This window comes from Paenibacillus sp. ACRRX, from assembly GCF_022346885.1.
Taxonomy (GTDB): domain Bacteria; phylum Bacillota; class Bacilli; order Paenibacillales; family Paenibacillaceae; genus Paenibacillus_B.
Genome location: NZ_JAKRNK010000003.1, coordinates 93,993 through 112,689, shown reverse-complemented (window position 1 = coordinate 112,689; position 18,697 = coordinate 93,993). Strand labels below are relative to the sequence as shown.

Annotated in this window: 13 protein-coding genes; all 13 read left to right on the top strand. The window is 45.1% G+C overall.

Going from position 1 to position 18,697, the window contains the following annotated elements; translation table 11 throughout:
- The first annotated feature begins 47 nt into the window (after positions 1 to 47).
- The 13 genes from MH117_RS11265 (at position 48) to MH117_RS11205 (ending at position 18,663) form a co-directional block, all read left to right on the top strand.
- Complete coding sequence (locus tag MH117_RS11265; protein ID WP_239328806.1) at positions 48 to 4,400, top strand: Ig-like domain-containing protein; 4,353 nt, start codon at positions 48 to 50, stop codon at positions 4,398 to 4,400.
- A 430-nt stretch (positions 4,401 to 4,830) separates the two neighbouring features.
- Entirely contained in the window at positions 4,831 to 7,536 is a 2,706-nt protein-coding gene (locus MH117_RS11260; protein WP_239328805.1) for a stalk domain-containing protein, read from the top strand.
- A 121-nt stretch (positions 7,537 to 7,657) separates the two neighbouring features.
- Positions 7,658 to 8,818: a sensor histidine kinase gene (locus MH117_RS11255; protein ID WP_239328804.1), complete on the top strand. Its 1,161-nt coding sequence runs from the start codon at positions 7,658 to 7,660 to the stop codon at positions 8,816 to 8,818.
- 4 nt (positions 8,819 to 8,822) lie between these two features.
- On the top strand, positions 8,823 to 9,545 hold the full coding sequence (locus tag MH117_RS11250) for a response regulator (protein WP_239328803.1): 723 nt from the start codon (positions 8,823 to 8,825) through the stop codon (positions 9,543 to 9,545).
- A 108-nt stretch (positions 9,546 to 9,653) separates the two neighbouring features.
- Complete coding sequence (locus tag MH117_RS11245) at positions 9,654 to 10,097, top strand: glycosyltransferase (protein WP_239328802.1); 444 nt, start codon at positions 9,654 to 9,656, stop codon at positions 10,095 to 10,097.
- Between the two features lie 409 nt (positions 10,098 to 10,506).
- Positions 10,507 to 12,927: an ATP-dependent helicase ComFA gene (locus MH117_RS11240; protein WP_239328801.1), complete on the top strand. Its 2,421-nt coding sequence runs from the start codon at positions 10,507 to 10,509 to the stop codon at positions 12,925 to 12,927.
- A gap of 108 nt (positions 12,928 to 13,035) precedes the next feature.
- Positions 13,036 to 13,911, top strand: coding sequence for a ComF family protein (locus MH117_RS11235; RefSeq protein ID WP_239328799.1), 876 nt, complete (start codon positions 13,036 to 13,038; stop codon positions 13,909 to 13,911).
- A 117-nt stretch (positions 13,912 to 14,028) separates the two neighbouring features.
- Positions 14,029 to 14,430, top strand: a complete 402-nt coding sequence (locus MH117_RS11230) for a TIGR03826 family flagellar region protein (RefSeq protein ID WP_239328798.1) — start codon at positions 14,029 to 14,031, stop codon at positions 14,428 to 14,430.
- A gap of 357 nt (positions 14,431 to 14,787) precedes the next feature.
- Complete coding sequence (flgM, locus tag MH117_RS11225; RefSeq protein WP_028543956.1) at positions 14,788 to 15,063, top strand: flagellar biosynthesis anti-sigma factor FlgM; 276 nt, start codon at positions 14,788 to 14,790, stop codon at positions 15,061 to 15,063.
- A gap of 14 nt (positions 15,064 to 15,077) precedes the next feature.
- On the top strand, positions 15,078 to 15,575 hold the full coding sequence (locus tag MH117_RS11220; RefSeq protein WP_239328797.1) for a flagellar protein FlgN: 498 nt from the start codon (positions 15,078 to 15,080) through the stop codon (positions 15,573 to 15,575).
- 30 nt (positions 15,576 to 15,605) lie between these two features.
- Positions 15,606 to 17,174: a flagellar hook-associated protein FlgK gene (gene flgK / locus MH117_RS11215; protein WP_239328796.1), complete on the top strand. Its 1,569-nt coding sequence runs from the start codon at positions 15,606 to 15,608 to the stop codon at positions 17,172 to 17,174.
- Between the two features lie 14 nt (positions 17,175 to 17,188).
- Positions 17,189 to 18,079 carry a flagellar hook-associated protein FlgL gene (gene flgL, locus MH117_RS11210; RefSeq protein ID WP_239328795.1) on the top strand — a complete coding sequence of 297 codons (891 nt, stop codon included), beginning with the start codon at positions 17,189 to 17,191 and terminating at the stop codon, positions 18,077 to 18,079.
- An 11-nt stretch (positions 18,080 to 18,090) separates the two neighbouring features.
- Positions 18,091 to 18,663 (top strand): DUF6470 family protein, encoded by a 573-nt coding sequence (locus tag MH117_RS11205; RefSeq protein ID WP_239328794.1) that lies wholly within the window; start codon positions 18,091 to 18,093, stop codon positions 18,661 to 18,663.
- The last annotated feature ends 34 nt before the right edge of the window (positions 18,664 to 18,697 follow it).

Sequence of the window (18,697 nt, the reverse complement as noted above, 5' to 3'; positions counted from 1 at the left end):
GAAAATAGAAGTACGAGTGTCTTTATTTGTCGGAGGGGAAAAATCAAATGAAGCAAATGAAAAGATATATATCGGTTATGTTAGCTGTGATGCTTATTTTGCAAGGAACGCTTGCATATGCGGTTTCGGCTAAACCTGCCGGTAGTGCGAAAGAAGTCAGTATTTTGGCAACAGGCCCTAATGCAGTCTCATTCTCACCTACTTCCGGAACGGAAGGTGTACAGCGCAGTTCCTCATTCTCTATTAACTTCTCAGAAAATGTAACTGCTGGAGCAGGGATGATTACGATACATCAAGCTTCAAATAATGCGCAGGTTGTGGCGATTCCAGCTGCCCAAACTAGCATTACCCAAAGTCTGGTGCAGTTTAATGTAAATGGACTTCAAGCGAATACTAACTATTACATATTGGTATCTGCAGATGCTTTTAATGGAGTAACAGGGGCATATGTGGGTATTCAAAGTGGTGCTCAATGGCGATTTAAGACAGCTGCGGATGTGGATACGAATCCGTTAGCATTAACAGGGAGTAGTCCGCTCAACAATGCAGTAGGAGTACCTACAACAACTCCAATAACGCTTACGTTTAACAAGCCTGTGTTTGCCAACCAAGGCAGCATTACGATTGAGACGGAATATGGAGCTCCAATAGTGTCTGTACCAGTAACAGATTCACGAGTTACGGGATCTGGCACAAATACGATTACGTTAAACGGTCCATTCTCATTACCTAACCAGACGGGTATTCAAGTAGTTTTACCTGGTGGTGCATTTGTGGATGCAGGGGGTAAAGGCTCTAATGAGATAGCAAAAGGGCAGTGGAAGTTTAAGACGGTATCCGCTAATAATACACCCCCAACAGTAGTCTCTTACGTTCCTCAGCGTTTAGCTGGTGGGGTGTCCGTTAATCCTACATTAAGTCTAGAGTTTAACGAAGATATATTTAAGAATCAAGGTAACGTTTATATTAAGAGATTAAAAGATAATGTTGCAAAAACGATTAGTGTTAACGACGTAGCCGTTAGTGGTAGAACAGCGAAGATTAATGTCGCGGGTCTAGATGCAAATACGGAATATTATGTGCTGATCGATGCAGGTGCATTTATGGACTCAGACAACACTGCGTTTGCAGGCATTCAGACGTCAAGCATCTGGCAGTTTACGACAGAGGCTGGTCAGAACCAAGCACCGGTGACCTTTACATCTTTATTACCAGCTAATAACGCTACAGGTGTAGCAGTGCGTCCAACGCTTAAAGTAACATTCAACAAGCCCGTTTATCCTGGCGTTGGCAACATTACGATCTACAACGGGAGCAATCCTGTCATGACGTTCGGAGCGAGTTCAACGAATGTTACAGGTGGTGGATCTGATACAATTCAGATTAATCTATCAGCTGATCTTCAAGATAATCAGAATTATAGTGTCAAAGTAGATGCCGGAGCTTTCCGTGATATCTACGGTAATTCGTTTAACGGCATTGCTACAAGTCAGTGGAACTTCCGTGTAACAAAGGATACGGGTGTGCCAGCAATTGCATATGTTTATCCTACAGATACTTCTAAGAATGTACCACTGGCCACTGAAATCACGATGACAATGAATAAAGAAGTACAGGTTGGTAGTGGCAGCATTACACTTAAACGTAATGGTTATGGTACAACAGCAGATGTGGTAGTTGACCCCAACAATAAACGAGTTGTGCGTATTAAGCCGAGATCGGCATTGGTAGGTGGATCTACGTATACGGTTGATGTTGGTAAAGGGGCAGTCAAGGATCTAGCAGGGAACGATTATCCAGGAATCACTAATGCTTGGAGCTTCTCGACATTAGTTCCTGATACAGTACCTCCTACATTGGAGTCAGTTGTTATGCTGAAGTCAGATGTGGTGGAATTGTCCTATAATAAAGATTTGGATAGCTCCAGTACTCCGCTTGCTACGAACTATAAGCTAACTATTAATGGCGAGGAACGACCTTTAGTTGGCGTGTTTGTAGGGGGCAAAAAGGTTCAAGTATATTTACAGAGCGGAATAGCGGTTGGACAGGAAGTTCGATTGTCGTATACGCAAGGACAAGTGCCTCTTAAAGATATTAATGGAAATCGCGCTGCGAGTTTCTCTAACCGGGAAGTAACTAATAAAGTCGAGAACTCGATGTCTAAAGTTACTAATTCGAACGCATACGGCAATATTATTCAATTAACATTTAATGAGTCATTAAAGGATTTTGATACCCGTGGTATTTCTCAATTTACGATTATGATAGATGGGAATAAGCGTCAAGCGGTTAGTGTTGTAGGGTACAGCACATTGATATCTCTTACCATGAGTGAACCGATAACAGATGGTCAGGTAGTCACGTTGCAGTATCAGCCCGGACAGTACCCTATTAAAGATCGTTATGATGGTAGTCTTGCAGGCTTTGGCCCAATATATGTTCGAAATGGACTTGATACCAAGCCCCCCGTTCTGGTTTCTACTCAAGTAGAAGGAACTAGGCTAGTATTGAATTACAATGAAGGTATTAATCCAGATGCAATTCCAATGAAAAGTCATTATTCTGTACTCGTTAATGATAAAGCGCGTTATGTAAATAAAGTTGAGGTTCGTAACAACCAAGTTGTTCTAACCTTAGCATCAGCCGTATCTTCTAAAAATGACACAGTAACCTTGTCTTATGTACCAGGTGTGCCAAGAATAACTGATCTTTCTGGAAATCAAGCAGCGCCATTCAGCTTGCTGACAGTAGGCAACGTGACTGATTCTAGCTATCCACAAGTGGATAAAGCGACGATTACAAATGATCTCATCACACTGACATTTAATAAGCAGTTGGATAATCAAGCGGTTCCTGCTGCGAGCTATTTCTCTGTTCGGGTAGGCAATCAGATTCGAACGCTTCGTTCGGTACAAGTGAACAATTCGATTGTTACCTTGACTTTATCGTCTGCGGCTGCATCAAGCGAAACGGTTGTAGTCACGTATTCAGCGCCATATTCCAACGGGTTAATGGACTTGAACGGCAGCAAGGTTCGCAGCTTCACCAACCTGACGGCGACGAATACGACCTCAGGGGGCAATAATAACAATGGTGGTACAGGTGCGATACCGCAGTATACGCAGGAGGCATCATGGAACTTATTCTTAAAAGACATGCTCTTGGTAAATACAGCGGCAGCAGCGAAGACAACTGACCGTACACAAAGTGGTCAATACGTGAACCGCTACAACGTAAATGACGCTCAGTGGAAAGGCGTTATGGAATATGCGACCCGTAACGGCCGACAAGTGGTAGCCTTGGATCTGGCTGAGAGTGAGAAGGCAGCAATTGTTGCGATTCCCGTGAAGGCACTTGAGGATATGTCGAGGACGGACAAAGATCTCGAGATTGGCGTACGTTATGGTAACTGGCTGTACACAATTGCGCTGCAAAATATTCCTTATTCAGAGATTGGGCGCCAGTTAAACGGGACAGCTAGTAATGCAACGTTATTGTTCCAAATCGAGCAGCAGCCAAGCCAGCAGTCAACCTATTTAGCTACTGCGATTCGCAATGAATCTGGTGCGGCTATAACTGAACCTTATCAATTTAACTTATCTGCATTTACGAGTTATCCGTCAGCTAAGGCTGCTCCCGTTGTTGCTAAAACAAATGTAAGCAATCGATTGACGTCTGCTGTAACTGCAACTCAGATCTCAGCTGTACGTGTTGATGTGGGTACAGGAGCAGGTTTAGCATACGTTCCTACAAAAGTGAAATCTGAAAGCGGCGTAAACGTTACGAACAGCATTCTAAATGCGAATGGTGCAATAGCAATCGCGCGCAGTACTCGTACATTTTCGGATGTAGGCGGACACTGGGCAGCGGCAGATATTAACGCACTGGCAGGTCGATTTGTAGCGACGGCTCGTCAAAGCGGCAAGTTTGAGCCGAACAAAGCGATTACACGTGAAGAATTTGCTGTGTTCATCGCGAAGGGGATTGGCTTGGATGGCAATCTCGAAGCGGCAAAACGTTTCCGTGACGTTTCGGGCACGTCCACTTCCGCACCTTATATCGGGGCGGCTGTAAAGGCTGGTATCATAACGGGTAATACAGATGGGACGTTTAAACCAGGCAGTCCGATTACACGCGAGCAGATGGCACTCATGATGAACCGTGCAATGACGCATACAGGGAACTCCGTGAAATTGTCGCAGTCGGCAAGTCAATGGATGTCCAAGTTTAAAGATCGCAAGCAAATTAGCACAAGCTCACAGGACGCTGCAGCTAAGATGCTGGAGGTCGGTATCATTCAAGGGATGACGAATGATACATTCGGACCGCGCAGTCAGGCTACGCGTGCTCAAGCAAGCGTTATGATTAAACGTCTGATGCAGAAAATTGATTTCATGTAAGAATAACTTTAATTAGTGAATATATTTTACAGCTAGCACTTTTGATTCCTGTAACGAACAGGGAGAAAAGTGCTAGCTTTTTTTGTATTTAAGCAATCCATGAACTTCAAATGGAAAAAAACGAAACTTTTTTCCTCTTCTATGAGTCTATTAGTAATAGGGCTATATATAATCTGGATATGTGCGGATGAGTATATGATAATCCCCGTAATGTAACTAGACATCAATATTTTGATTACATTCTCACAATGAATGCTGAGAGTTTGACTTTTTGTGTGCGTACAACTGGAGTAAGCGAAGGTAGTAAGTTAAGAGATTCATAGACATCAATGACATTAACGTGACTATTAACAAAGAGCAGTAGAACTAATTTGTTGCCGTTGCTTCAACAAGCATAAAGCACGACATCATGGGGAGTGAAACAACAGAAATGGGAAACACGAAGGGAGCGCGTCGCAAGTCGCGCTGTTCGAAATGGGTTGTTATGTTGATTACGGGAACGATGCTGCTAACGCCTGGTTACGGCTTCACACCTGTTGTACACGCAGACGGAGAGAATGGAAAGAGTGCTACTTCTACGGCGGCCTCACGTTTAACCAAGACTAGTGAGGAAATTATTACTTCTGGCGCTCGACTTATTCATTATCAATTTACAACTACACGCAGCGGCAAGTCAGCAACGGCTAAATTAAACGTCATTGAAGCCGATCTTTCTAATCCGTATTTAAAGCTGGACACGATGACAGGCAAGAGCGGGCAGTTAACGACGCGTCAAAGTGTGTCTGGAATGGTCAAGGATACAGGCGCTGTGGCGGGCGTTAACGGTGATTACTACAACACGGGTTTAGAAGGCGTACCGCTGGGCGGAGCTATAGCTGGAGGAACGATGGTGTCCAGCCCATCCGCTCTAAAGGGAATGTATGCTTTTGCTGTCACAAAAGACGGTAAGCCAAGCATAGATGAATATCGCTTTGAAGGTTATGTGCAGGGAGAAGACAGTTCGACGTTTCCACTTGCCGGGATTAATAAAGCGACGTATATGACAGAACCGGACAAAAAATACAGCCATATGGACACGATGTATATTTATACTAGTGCCTGGAAGAATCAAGAGCGTCCCTCAAAGAGCTCTACGACACCAACCGAGGTGCTTGTACGGAATGGGGTTGTCGAACAGTTGGCAGAAATGTCTTCCTTGCCGATGACGGCTCCAGAAGATGGCTACATACTCCGCGGGCATGGGAAAGCTGCTGAGTATATGCGTCAGCATATGCAGGTGGGAATGCTTGTGAGCGCAAAGTATCATTTGAGCTCTCAGACGACGGGACAGCAAGTCGACCCAGATCAATTTCAAATGATGATTGGTGGACATACACTACTTGTGGAAAATGGCAAGGCATCGGGATTTACGCGTGATACCGACTCGATCAGCGGCAGTAGTGCACGTGCACGTACAGCAGTAGGATACTCCAAGGATGGACGATATGCCTATATCATTACGGTAGAGAAGAATGACAGCAGTGTTGGGCTTACGCTATCTGAAATGCAAAAAGCACTCGTACAGGCAAACATATGGAAAGCTGTTAACTTGGATGGCGGCGGATCGACCACGATGGTGCATCGTCCGTTGGCAGAGACAAGCACAATACTGTCACATGATACAGAGACGGGTTCAACACAGCGTTCGATTGTGAATGGGCTGGGCATCTTTACGACGGCTCCGAAGGGTGAAGTCAAAGGAATGATGCTTGCTGGTTCTGAGAAGCTGTTTATAGGCCAGGAAGCCTCTTATACAATGAAAGCATACGATCAATATTACAATCCAATTGATGCGTCTAATACGAACGTGAATTGGAGTGCATCCAATGGCGTACTCGCGTGGAACGGCACATCATTTGTAGCGAAGAAATCCGGAACTGCACAAGTTGTGGCCAAGTCAGGGTCTGCCAAGACTACAAAGGACGTAGAGGTGATCGGGGCAAATTCGCTGGATGAGCTATACATCGCAGCCTCTGGAGCGCCTCTCGTAGCAGGGTCTGCCGTAACGCTACCCGTTAAGGCCAAACTAAAGGATGGAACGACGGTTAATGTGCCAAAGGCATCTGTGATGTGGGAACTGCAAGGTTTTAGCGGAAATGTTAAAGATGGTGTGCTCCATGTGACAAAGGTACCTGACGGGGCCCAGATTGGATATGCATTTGCTAACTATGATGGCTTTAAGACGATGATCCCCGTAACGGTAGGTGCAGAAAAGCTTATTGAGGACTTTAACAAGTCCACTCTGTCTCCAAGCTTCGCGGGACTTCCTAAGGAATCAACGTTTGGAACGGCCTCGATTGTTGGCAATTACGAAGGTAGATCCGGCTCGGATAAAGTTGTGAAACTGACTTATGACATGTCCAAAGGTGCTGCTAATAAATTTGCATATGCGATTTTAAATGGGGGTACAGGGGTTCCACTAGGTGGTACGCCGACATCGATGAAGATCGATGTGTACGGAGATAACAGCATGAACTGGCTTCGCGCCAAGTTTACCGATGAGAATGGTAAAGAGTATTTACATGATGTATCCAAATATATCGATTGGTCGGGGTGGAAGACGCTAAATATCGACATGTCCAGTATTGGTGCATCAGGCAACCTTACGTTGGAACGCCTATATGTGGTGAATTTACAGGACGGTCAAGATGAGCGTGCAGCTACTGGCGAGATCGCATTTGATAACATTCGTGCCCATATGCCTGCGGGTTCCTCAATCAGTCTTCCGAATGCTGATGTACAGTTGAAAGTCAACAGTAAGACAGCATCTGTGAACGGTAAGGACAAGAAGTTGGACGTTGCGCCAATTATGCTGAATAATACAACCTATGTGCCAGTCAAAGTGATCCTGGACGAGTTTGGTGGGAAATCAACTTGGAACAGCGCGTCAAAGAAAGTGACTGTGCTTCGTGGGGACCGATATATCGAGTTAGTGGTGGACGCTAAAGAATTTATAAGCAATGGCAAGAGAAATAAGTCTGAAGTAGCTCCTTTGTTACGTTCAAATAGAACATTAGTCCCATTAAGATTAGTATCCGAACAATTAGGCCTAGTCATAAATTGGGATATAAAGTCGAAGTCCATTACGATACGCTGATGTGGTATGATAAGGGATGAAACTACCAATCATTCTAAACGTATAGCCACCTCTACACGCGGTCGATCTTACTGAGATAGACCTGGATAGAGACTTATCTCAATAAGGGGACGGAACGTAAGTGGAGAAACAAGTCGATGAAATTGACCGCGTCATAAAGAATGCCATTCAAGTGATGCAGGATAGCAAGTATCAAATTTATGAGATTCTGGATTCGGCACGCGATGAGGCGGTTGCTCTCCAATATCAGATGCATGAGCTGATGGAAGAAACGGCTCGCATTTGCGATAAGGTAGACGAGCTGGAACGAAAATTTCGTCTGGCTCGTTTGCGTTTGACTGAAGTTAGTCGCGACTTCATGAAGTATGCGGAGGAGGACAGCAAGCAGGCGTACGAACGAGCTACGCAGTTGCAGGTCGAACTTCTGATATACAGGGAGAAGGAGAGCTATCTAAAGACGCGACGCGATGACTTACAGAAACGATTAAAAAATGTGGAAACCTCAATCGAACGAGCCGAAACGATTGGTTCGCAGATGAATGTAGCGTTGGAATATTTATCGGGTGATTTATCTCAGTTAACACGTATTCTGGAGTCTGCTAAGAATAGACAGCTTCTAGGCCTTAAGATTATATTGGCGCAAGAGGAAGAACGTAAGCGAATTGCAAGAGAAATTCATGATGGCCCAGCTCAATCGCTTGCCAATGTAGTGCTTAGGACGGAAATTGTAGAAAGAATGCTGTCGAAGCAGGAATTTGAAATGGTGCAGCACGAAATAGTAGACTTGAAATCCCAGGTCCGGATGGGACTAGAGGAGATACGTAAAACCATATTTAACCTGAGGCCTATGGCACTAGATGATCTGGGACTTGTGCCTACGCTGCGTAAATTTGTTCATGACTTTGAGGAAAAGAGCAAGATCCGCACCTCGTTTGAAGTGAAGGGAAAAGAGAATCGACTTAAATCCGCCATGGAAGCTGCTGTGTACCGATTGGTTCAGGAAGCTTTCAGCAATGCCGCTAAACATGCAGATCCATCCTACGTTTCATGTAAGATTACATATGATCAAGATGAAATCCGGTTGATGATTGAGGATAACGGACGCGGATTTAATTTGAATTCGCTTGAGGTTAAAGGGAAAGAACAAACCAGCTTTGGCTTGATAGGCATGCGTGAGCGTGTGGAATTGTTGGAAGGTCAGATGCAGATTCATTCGACTGAGAATGAAGGGACACAGATCATAATACTAATTCCAACGAATGTGGACAAGAGAGAGGAGTAAGCATATGGAGAATCGCAAGACGGGGAAATCCAAAATTAGAGTGCTCCTTGCTGACGATCACCAGCTGTTTCGTGAGGGTTTGAAGCGCATTTTGAATATGGAAGAGGACTTGGAAGTGATCGGGGAATGCGGAGACGGCATTCAAGTGCTTGAATTTTGCAATCATGAAGTACCCGATGTTGTCTTAATGGATATCAATATGCCGATTGAAAATGGTGTTGTAGCGACTGAACGGATGAGGGACATATTTCCGGATGTAAAAGTTATTATTCTGTCCATTCATGATGATGAAAGTTATGTCTTCGAAACATTGCGCAAAGGTGCATCTGGTTATTTATTAAAAGATATGGAAGCGGAATCTTTAATTAATGCGATTCGTTCGGTCGTGACTGGTTATGCGTATATCCACCCAAAAGTGACGGGCAAGCTGATCCAACAGCTTCGCCGTATGACGTTGCTAGACGAGCGTGGAGTTATGGAGCAGGATGCATCGAAGGAGAATGGTGTTCGTCTGAACAACATGGAGGATAACCCGCTTACTCGACGTGAAGCAGAAGTCCTTCGTTTGATGGCAGAGGGAAAGAGTAATAAGAATATCGGTGAGTTCCTGTTTATCAGCGAGAAGACAGTAAAAAACCATGTCAGCAGCATTTTGCAAAAGATGGAAGTGGATGATCGGACACAAGCGGTAATCAACTCCATTAAGAACGGCTGGGTAACACTGTAGTTCAATTTGTAAGATGTACGACTTGTAGAAAAATCGAAGTTTGGCGACGCTTGTCCGTCACCGTAGCACATTTTGCGGCATACACTTGGTAATAAGGAGGTGGGCCGCATGATCGCAATGCTGTTATGGATTGTGGGATGCTACGGGGTGGCGGTAGCAACTGTTCATCTGATGCACCGCTTGCAGAAGAAGTTGCGCGGCGATAAGCCGGCGCCATGGATGCATGTTATCGTGGCAACACATAATGATGAGCGACATATGGAGTGGATTGTTCGCGCCTACTGCTGGTTTGCCTGGTTAAAAGGGAGACGATTGCATCTCACGATGGTGGACAGCGGATCTATGGATGCGACAATCGATATTGTATGGCGTATGGCAAGACGTTATGATGTGACATGTGATATGATGAATGTAAGTAGTGTGAAGGAACAGATGGAAGTGGTCACGCTTCTGGAGAAGAACAGACAGGTGGAAGAAATACAATTTGTCCTGTTTCTGAAGCGGAAGGAAGATTGGCGTAAAGTTCCCTTTATGGCTGGCAGCTCGTTATAAGAGGCGGATACGGCATTGGAGCCGCCGTCGGAGAGGGAAATGACAGCGAATTCATTAAGGTGTATGAATTGAATAGCATGAAGATGTGAAGCACACATCGCTTTCGACAAGTAGTCGAAGCGGGTGTGCTTTTTTGTCGTATCGTGTATTTGAATTCGAATATGAAGTTTGCGGAGAGACGGTTATTTGAAAATTATCGCTACTCTACCATGTACAAACCAAACTGTGGTCAGACGCTGCGTTGATTTTGTTTATAATCTTTTGTTCCTCAGTGGCATGGGTTCCCTAAAGTTAATCGTAGAATCGATATTTATACAAATTATAGTAAAAAAGTTAATAAAGGACTATACCTCGTCATTTCAGAAGTAGTGAATGCAGTTATTAATTTACTGAAGGGGAGTTGTGAAGGATGCAAGTGAAGCTATATACGGTTAGAACAAACGAAGGTTGGCAGATGGGGTTTACACTGGATAGCTGGATTGATAGTCAGTACTGGTGCATGGTTGCAGAATCAGCTATTGGGGGAGGGAGTTCGTTCGAGAACACTTACTTCACAGGATCAAAAGGTCATTCAGAATTAATGAGTGCCCCAATGATTCAGCGAGGAGCGGCAGATGATCAGACTGATGCAAAGAAGTGGACAGGGGCGGTAATAGAGCAGGACGCTGCAATGATGTCGCAGGCGGTGGAAGTTGAACAGAAAGCTCAACTGAAGCAGGTAGGAGCATTTGCTATGCCAACGCATGCTAGTTCTAAGGGATCTATATCAGATGAGGGATCAGGAAGGTGTGTTTACAAGATGGCCATCATACACTTGCTCCTTCCATTCCCGATGGCGCTTCGAATGACACAACGATTTGTCTCGGAAAAGTGCATGGATGATTGGGGAGAACAGCAGTGGAAGGCTTACACGGCTCGTATGCTCTGTTCGTATACGGAGTGGTTTGGAGGGGAAGATGGCCGAACTCAATGGAGTCTACAACCGCTGCGCGTTGAGCTTATTCAAGATCTTAAAAAAAGGAATACAATCGTGGAATCAGATCATTGTGGCATGAGGTATGAAACGAGCAACGTCACAAGATCAGGTCCAACAAGAAGTATGGTAGCGGAAGGAACCGCACGTTATGAACTGTGTAATGGCAGGCAGACAACAGCGGAGTGGAAGATGAGCGAGAGATCAGAAATGAGGTACATACAGGAGATGTGCGATCGCCTAGTTTCGTTAATTGAAGGCAGGGCGCTAATGGAGGCGGAAGTATTATCTTTGATGAAAGCTCATGGATATGAGATAAACCTCGAGCTGCTGCGTTCTATATTACAGTTAGGTATGCTGCAAGGGGATGTTGAGCTTACTAATGGTGTTGCGACAGGGGAAAGGACGAGTGGATGGATTCGTTTTAGCCAACAAGTCAAGCGCCTGGTAGGGCGCAGCTTGCCTGTAGTTAGATTGCTTGCTCATGGAAATGTCTTGCAGGAACAAAGTGTGAAGCTGCAGGTGTCAGGAACAGAACCACACTGCCGTCGATGTGGCAGCAGAGAGGAGCAACTGCAAATCTCTGCTTGTGCCAGCTGTGGATCTGCTGCCTGCTATACTTGCTTATCTTGTTTAAACCTAGCCAGAAGCCGCTCGTGCTCCTTGTTAGTCCTCGGTGTAACGAAGCCTAAAATAAGAGAAGCCCGCGTGGATGTGCATCCGCAAAGGAAGACACAGGAGTTGACGACTGACGATACCGAGCTTCTTCTTGAACGGTATGGTTTGGCAGCAGCTCAAAAAGAGGCGAGCAGGGCAGCGCTTTGTTATTTGCGCAAACGAGATTTGAGTACTGACTCGAGCAAGGGAGAGTTCTTGTTGTGGGCAGTAACAGGTGCTGGCAAGACGGAGATGTTATTCCCTATGGCGGCGTATGCATTCAACAGGGGGCAAAAGGTATGTATTGCGACTCCTAGACGAGATGTCGTGCTAGAGCTGCAGCCGCGTATTGAGAAGGCGTTTCCGGGAGCACGTGTCGTTACGTTATATGGCGGAAGTGATGATCGTTGGTCAAAAGGGGACATTACGTTGGCGACGACTCATCAACTTCTACGCTTTTATAAATCGTTTGATTTGATGGTTGTGGATGAGTTGGATGCTTACCCATACCACAACAATCCAATGCTTCAGCGTGCAGCGCAGCGGGCTTGTGCGCCGGGCGGCACGTTTGTGTATTTGTCGGCTACGCCGCCTAAGGCGATGCAGCGCGCCGTGAAGCGGGGCCGCCTCGCACAGGCCATTGTGCCTGTGCGGTATCATCGCCATCCGCTGCCAGTTCCAGCGCGGATGGCGATGCCGGGTGTAGCCCGCTGCATTGCACGCGGGCGGCTGCCACAGCACGTCGTGCTTACGCTGCGACGTGCTGTGGACAGGGGCGCGCAGCTGTTTGTATTTGTTGCGCGCATACGCCATATTGATGGCGTAGTGGATCTGCTGCGTACATCGTTCCCGCAGCAGCCTGTGGCAGGCACGTCCGCAGCTGATTCACAGCGGACGGATAAAGTACGTCGCTTCCGGCAGGGGGAGATTCGTGTACTCGTTACCACGACGATTCTAGAACGCGGTGTGACCGTGCCGAAAAGCGACGTCTTTATTCTCGATGCGGATAACTCACTCTTCGATGAATCTTCCTTAGTCCAGATGGCAGGGCGAGCTGGACGTTCAAAGGATGATCCGTACGGTGTCGTCTGTTTCGGTGCACCGCAATGGACCCGTTCTCAACGAGATGCTGTACGTCAGATTCGGCGCATGAATCGAATCGCGCGCAATCGGGGTTATTTACGTACATCATCTTCATAAGAGTTGTTGTACTGTGGGCAGAAGCTCGTGTGATATTTTTTGCGAACATTATTCTTGCCCCGTAATAGCTTGGCTTGATACTAAGTTTGGAGGTGGAGATTCCTGAGTATGAGCAGCGGATGGTACGAACGAATCAGTACGCCTCGCAGAGGAACCTGTCTGGTTTGTGGTCAGCAAGCAAGCGCTGGTGGTCAAAGTATTTACAGGGATGGGACAAGTATAAAGAAATGGCGGGAGCAACTATGCAGGAGTTGTTATCTAACTATCCCGCTCATCCAAGATGTGGGGTGTGTAAGCTGTGGTCGGGGAATCCGCTGTTCAGACTGCGTTCGTCAGCCGCTTGCGCCATACGGACTCGACTGCAATCGCAGCGCTGTGCAATATAATGAGCAGATGAAGGAGTGGTTAAATCAGTTTAAGTTTAAAGGTCATATCGGTTATGCTCACGTAATGGCAGGGATGATGTTGGATCAATATCAACCGTTAATGAATTCAGCGAGAGTAAAGTTTCTTGCGCAGCAGAGACGGAAGCGCACTTGGAAGAGTACGGTCTGTGCATGGTTGTACCCATACCTTGGAAGCTCGTTGCCAGATTTGATTACGTTTGTCCCCACTTCACTACCTCGTCTTCAGGAGCGGGGATTCAATCAAGCAGAGGTGCTAGCGTCTAATCTTGCAACGACGTGGCGTCGACCCCTCATAAGTTGTCTTGTTCGGGTAACAGATTATGGACATCAGAGCAAGCAATCACGTGCTGGTCGAGAACGTAGTTTGGAACATACCTATCGTTGGGATGGGCGTGCTGACGAGCAGCTTAAGTTCTGGCGTGTTAACGAGCAGGATCATCGGGTACACATTCTGCTTGTTGATGATGTATATACGACTGGCAATACGCTTCGAGCATGCGCATACGAGATTCAAAAGGGGATGCAGAAGAATGAAAATAATGCGATTATAACCAGTTATACCTGGGCACGTGCTTAACATCAGGTAGACGAAATTGTATGCATGAAGAGATGATCAACAAATTTCATGATTACCTCTCGTTTTCTGTCAAATGTTGCGCTATGATGTAGCTATATGACAGTGGGAGGGTATCGTATGGAGTTAAGTAATTGCTACCGCTGCGGAAAGCTGTTCGCCAAGGCATATCGTAATATCTGCCAAGATTGCGCAAGAGATATAGAAGCGGAATACACACGCTGTGCTGACTATTTACGCGAGAATCGGCAGGCGACCATGATAGAATTATCCGATGAGACAGGCGTGGGTACACGTCAGATCACGCAATTTATTCGTGAGGGCCGTATTTCGGTTGCTAACATGCCGAATCTGGCTTATCCGTGTGAGGTGTGCGGCGAATTTATTCGTGATGGACATATGTGTGAGAATTGCAGACGTCGCTTGATGAGCGATTTGGAACGGGTTAAACAAGACAATAGCAATGCAAACGCAGCATCGGATAAGCACAACACAGGGACTTATCGAATTTCAGAAAAGTAAGTAAAAAAACTTTAAGTTGTCAAGTCATTTCTTTTGAAGAAAACTAAATAATTGTTACATGTCAGCCGATAATCTTAGTAAAGGTTATCGGCTTTATGTTGTTCTCTAAAGGGAATATACCTTTGCAGATATCTTTTGATGTGCAGGTTTGGATATTGATTATGCATGAAGGCATACTGTTATGATAAGCTTTCATATAGAGACGTTTATTTTGACAAGCTTCTGATAGCAGCCACACAGATTGAGTGAAAAGCCGCAATATCCACCGAACACAACATTATCCACCATACACAATCAACTAACTTTTAAAACTACCCGTATAGAGAGCTTGTTACATTTGGAATGAGGTGAACACTGATGAAGATTAATGATACGCAACGAATTGGTGCAGCTCAGCAATATCAGCGCCAGCAGGCTATGCAACGCTCAGCCAAAGCACAGACACGCAAGGACGAAGTTTCCATCTCCACGGAAGCGCAGCAGATGTTGAACGCACAGAATCGTGTTCAGGATTCGAATCGCGCTGACCGAATTCAGGAGCTGAAGCAGGCGGTATCAACAGGAACATACCACGTCGAAGCGGACAAGATTGCCGAGAAGCTTCTTCCGTTATTCCGTGAGGACAAGAAGTAAGAAGGTGAGCGAGAATGAGTATTACACGTGTCATTGCCGCGCTGGATCAGTTAAGTGCACTTCATGAACAGCTGTTAGAGATAGCTGAAGAGAAGAAAGGTGTTCTTATACGTAACGAGGTTGATGCATTGGCTGCCCTTACGAATAAAGAATCTCGGATTATTAAGCTAGTGAACGAGGCAGATGAAGACCGGAATCAAGCTGCCCAGTTATTTTTGAAAGAAAAGGGTATTCGCTCCTCGCTTCAGCTTACAGTTACCGAACTATCCAAACTTGTATTTAATCATGAGGAACGTGCTGAACTGCATGATGCGCAGCTTCGATTGACGAAAGTGCTAGAAGCTTTAAAGGTTCAGAACCGGAACATTCAAGATTTACTGGAGCAATCGCTTAATTTTGTGGACTATTCTTTGAATTTGTTGACCAGCCGACCGGAAGATGAATCGATTTATCAGCATCCTAGTCTTGGGCATAACAAATCTTCAAGAAGTATGTTCGATACTAGAGCTTAACCAAGTTTATAACAGAGAGGAACGAGCCTGATGCGTTCTACATTTCATACTTTGGAAATTGGCAAGCGAGGAATTGTAGCCCAACAGCTTTCTATTGCGACTACAGGACACAACATTACCAATGCGAATACACCAGGATATTCGAGACAAGTAGCCAGACTAGTTGCAGCTCGTCCGATTGATTATCCAGGAATCCACAACAACTCCAAGCTCCCGAACCAGATGGGGATGGGGGTTGAGGTCGAGAGCATTACACGGATTCGCGATTATTTAATGGATATCGAATATCGCAATCAAAATACTGTACAGTCTACTTGGAAAGTGCAGCAGGAGACGCTTGGTAATATTGAAGGCATCTTTAACGAACCATCAGAGAACAGTTTGGCAACAAGTATATCTGAGTTCTGGAACTCATGGCAGCTCTTAAGTAAGAATCCAGGCAATTCCGATCTTTCTTCCCGTACAGTCGTACAGCAGAAAGCAATTGCTTTGACGGAGACGTTTGGCCATATCTCAAGCCAGCTCAAAGTGTTGGACAGCAACTTGACAGAACGAATCAATGTTAAGATTTCTGAGGGAAATAATTATGTAGGACAAATATCGGAATTAACGCAAATGATCAAGCGTATTGAAGGGCTTGGCGACAATGCAAATGATCTTCGTGATAAGCGCGATTTGCTAGTGGATCAATTGTCCGGCCTAGGAAATGTGCAGGTTTTCGAAACGGATACAGATTATCAAGTCACATTTGGCGGTACGATGGTTGTCGATAATATGGATTCCACTAACATTACACTTGGTGATGTTGGAGCCCTGACCAATGGCGAAATCAAAGGGTATATAGATTCACGGGATATTCATGTTGCCAACTATCGTCAACAATTAAATGTCATCGCTAATACGATTGCGAACGGACCGGTTGAAGTGACACTTCCTGCAGGAACAATACTTCCGCCAGGTGTGTCGATTCCTAACGCTGTAGTCGACCCAGCCAATTCTCGAAAGCTGCTGAATGACACCAAGTATACCGTCAATGGTCTGAATGGTTTGCATAAGCTTGGTTATAACTTGCAGGAGCCAGCTCAATCTGGTCTCGATTTCTTTGTGGCTTCAGATGGAAGTGGCACCATTACTGCAGAGAACATTCGCATTAATCAAGCTATTAAAGATGATGTTAAAAATATCGGCGCATCGATGCGCACAGAGTCTAAAACACTTGCAAATGGTACAACAACAGAAGTTGCATTACAAGGTAACGGAGACATGGCGTTGTTGATAGCAAGCTTAAATGAGAAGGTGTACAGCTTTACGCAGCCGGGTTCCATTACAAACTCCGCTACTATTGGGGGATACTTGCAATCTGTAGTGGCTAACTTGGGGACGGATGCGGATCATGCAACCAAGATGCTGGAGAACAGTACGCTGCTCACTAGCCATGCTGATAACCTTCGTCAATCGGTCAGCAGTGTATCCTTGGACGAAGAAATGTCTAACCTAATTAAGTTCCAGCAGTCTTATAGTGCTTCTGCTCGTATCGTGACTACAATTGATGAGATGTTGGACAAGCTAATTAACGGCACAGGTGTCGTAGGAAGATAGGAGGTCATTAATTAATGCGTATTACACAATCCATGATGGGTAAGTCCATGATGACAAATCTTCAGACTAATTATAAGCGCCTTGATAAGTATCAAGAGCAGCTTATGACCAATCGTCGTTTGAACCGCCCTTCAGACGACCCTGTAGGTGTAGCGAGCGCGCTGCACTACCGAGCAGAGATTAGCTCGACTACACAATTTGCTGAGAACGTCCAAGATGCAGATTCGTTTATGAAATTTACCGATTCAGTTATTAATGAGGCTACACAAGTTATCCAAAAGCTATCAGAACTAGCGGTTCAAGGTGGTACGGATACAGTTCCTGATGATGCGCGCGAGAATATTGCCCGCGAAGTGGAACAATTGTACGAGCATTTAGTTTCATTGGGGAATTCGCAATTCAAAGGCAAGTATATTTTTAATGGCCAGCGTATTGATCAGCAGCCGTATCCTGATGATCCTGCCAATCAGGCATACAGTTTAGATACAGGTGTTGTACAGTATCAGGTTGGGGCAGGAATCTATGTTGACGTTAATACAATGGGGGATAAAGTGTTCGGGATGCAAGGAACCGATAGTATTTTTACCATTGTAGATAACATGAAAAAGGGATTAGTGAATGATAACACGTCTGATATTGCAGGTTCTATACCTAAACTCCAAGGTATACTTGAGAAGCTAACTTTAGCTCAAGCGGAAGTTGGAGCTAAGCAGAATCGTCTAGAGTTTACGACAAGTCGTTTAGATGATTTGAATTTGAACTACATAGATCTTCAATCTAAGACGGAAGATATTAATATGCCTAAGACTATTACGGAGTTAAAAACAGCAGAGAGCATCTTTCAAGCCTCTTTGGACACGATTGCTCGTATTTCGCGCCCTAGTTTACTTGATTTCCTAAGATAGGATGATGTTGTGTGAATATACCCCGTATTCAAATCAATCAACAGTTTGCTAAATTGGGTATAGAGAGTACAGGAGGGCAGTTGAGTATTGAGACTCCTGTTCCTAAGTTAGAAGTATCACAGAAGCATGTATCTGTTCAAATGAATCATAGTGACGCTCAGTTAGAAATTGACTCGAGGAAGGCATGGTCTGCATTGGGACGTGCAAGATTTGAGGAAGTAACCGATAGAATCGCTCAGGATTCATTGCAGATTTCGATGCAAAATGTCGCCAATATTGCCAGCGAAGGTGATCGTTTGATGGCATTTCATAATAAGCAAAACGCCTTTGCTGAGATAGCCAGGGAGAAGATGTTCAGAGAGTACCCTATACAAATTGCCGGGCCTCCAAGCTACGATAATGTGGATGTTGTATACACCCCTGGAGAATTGCATACAGAGTGGAGTCCGGGAAGTGTTAGTTTTCAATTTGAACGTACTAAACCTCAAATTGACTATTATCCAGGGAAAGTAAATCCCTATTTAGTACAGAAAAACTTTATATTCTTCTCAAGTAATGGAATGCAATTAGATGCAATTGTTTAATGTATTCGTTATGGGATAAGTAGATAACATCATT

What these genes read in the sequence shown, in the direction of transcription:
- MH117_RS11260 (WP_239328805.1), top strand. Translation starts at nt 4,831, where the DNA reads ATGGGAAACACGAAGGGAGCGCGTCGCAAGTCGCGCTGTTCGAAATGG.
- flgM (WP_028543956.1), top strand. Translation starts at nt 14,788, where the DNA reads ATGAAGATTAATGATACGCAACGAATTGGTGCAGCTCAGCAATATCAG.
- MH117_RS11250 (WP_239328803.1), top strand. Translation starts at nt 8,823, where the DNA reads ATGGAGAATCGCAAGACGGGGAAATCCAAAATTAGAGTGCTCCTTGCT.
- MH117_RS11245 (WP_239328802.1), top strand. Translation starts at nt 9,654, where the DNA reads ATGATCGCAATGCTGTTATGGATTGTGGGATGCTACGGGGTGGCGGTA.
- flgK (WP_239328796.1), top strand. Translation starts at nt 15,606, where the DNA reads ATGCGTTCTACATTTCATACTTTGGAAATTGGCAAGCGAGGAATTGTA.
- MH117_RS11230 (WP_239328798.1), top strand. Translation starts at nt 14,029, where the DNA reads ATGGAGTTAAGTAATTGCTACCGCTGCGGAAAGCTGTTCGCCAAGGCA.
- MH117_RS11265 (WP_239328806.1), top strand. Translation starts at nt 48, where the DNA reads ATGAAGCAAATGAAAAGATATATATCGGTTATGTTAGCTGTGATGCTT.
- flgL (WP_239328795.1), top strand. Translation starts at nt 17,189, where the DNA reads ATGCGTATTACACAATCCATGATGGGTAAGTCCATGATGACAAATCTT.
- MH117_RS11220 (WP_239328797.1), top strand. Translation starts at nt 15,078, where the DNA reads ATGAGTATTACACGTGTCATTGCCGCGCTGGATCAGTTAAGTGCACTT.
- MH117_RS11240 (WP_239328801.1), top strand. Translation starts at nt 10,507, where the DNA reads ATGCAAGTGAAGCTATATACGGTTAGAACAAACGAAGGTTGGCAGATG.
- MH117_RS11235 (WP_239328799.1), top strand. Translation starts at nt 13,036, where the DNA reads ATGAGCAGCGGATGGTACGAACGAATCAGTACGCCTCGCAGAGGAACC.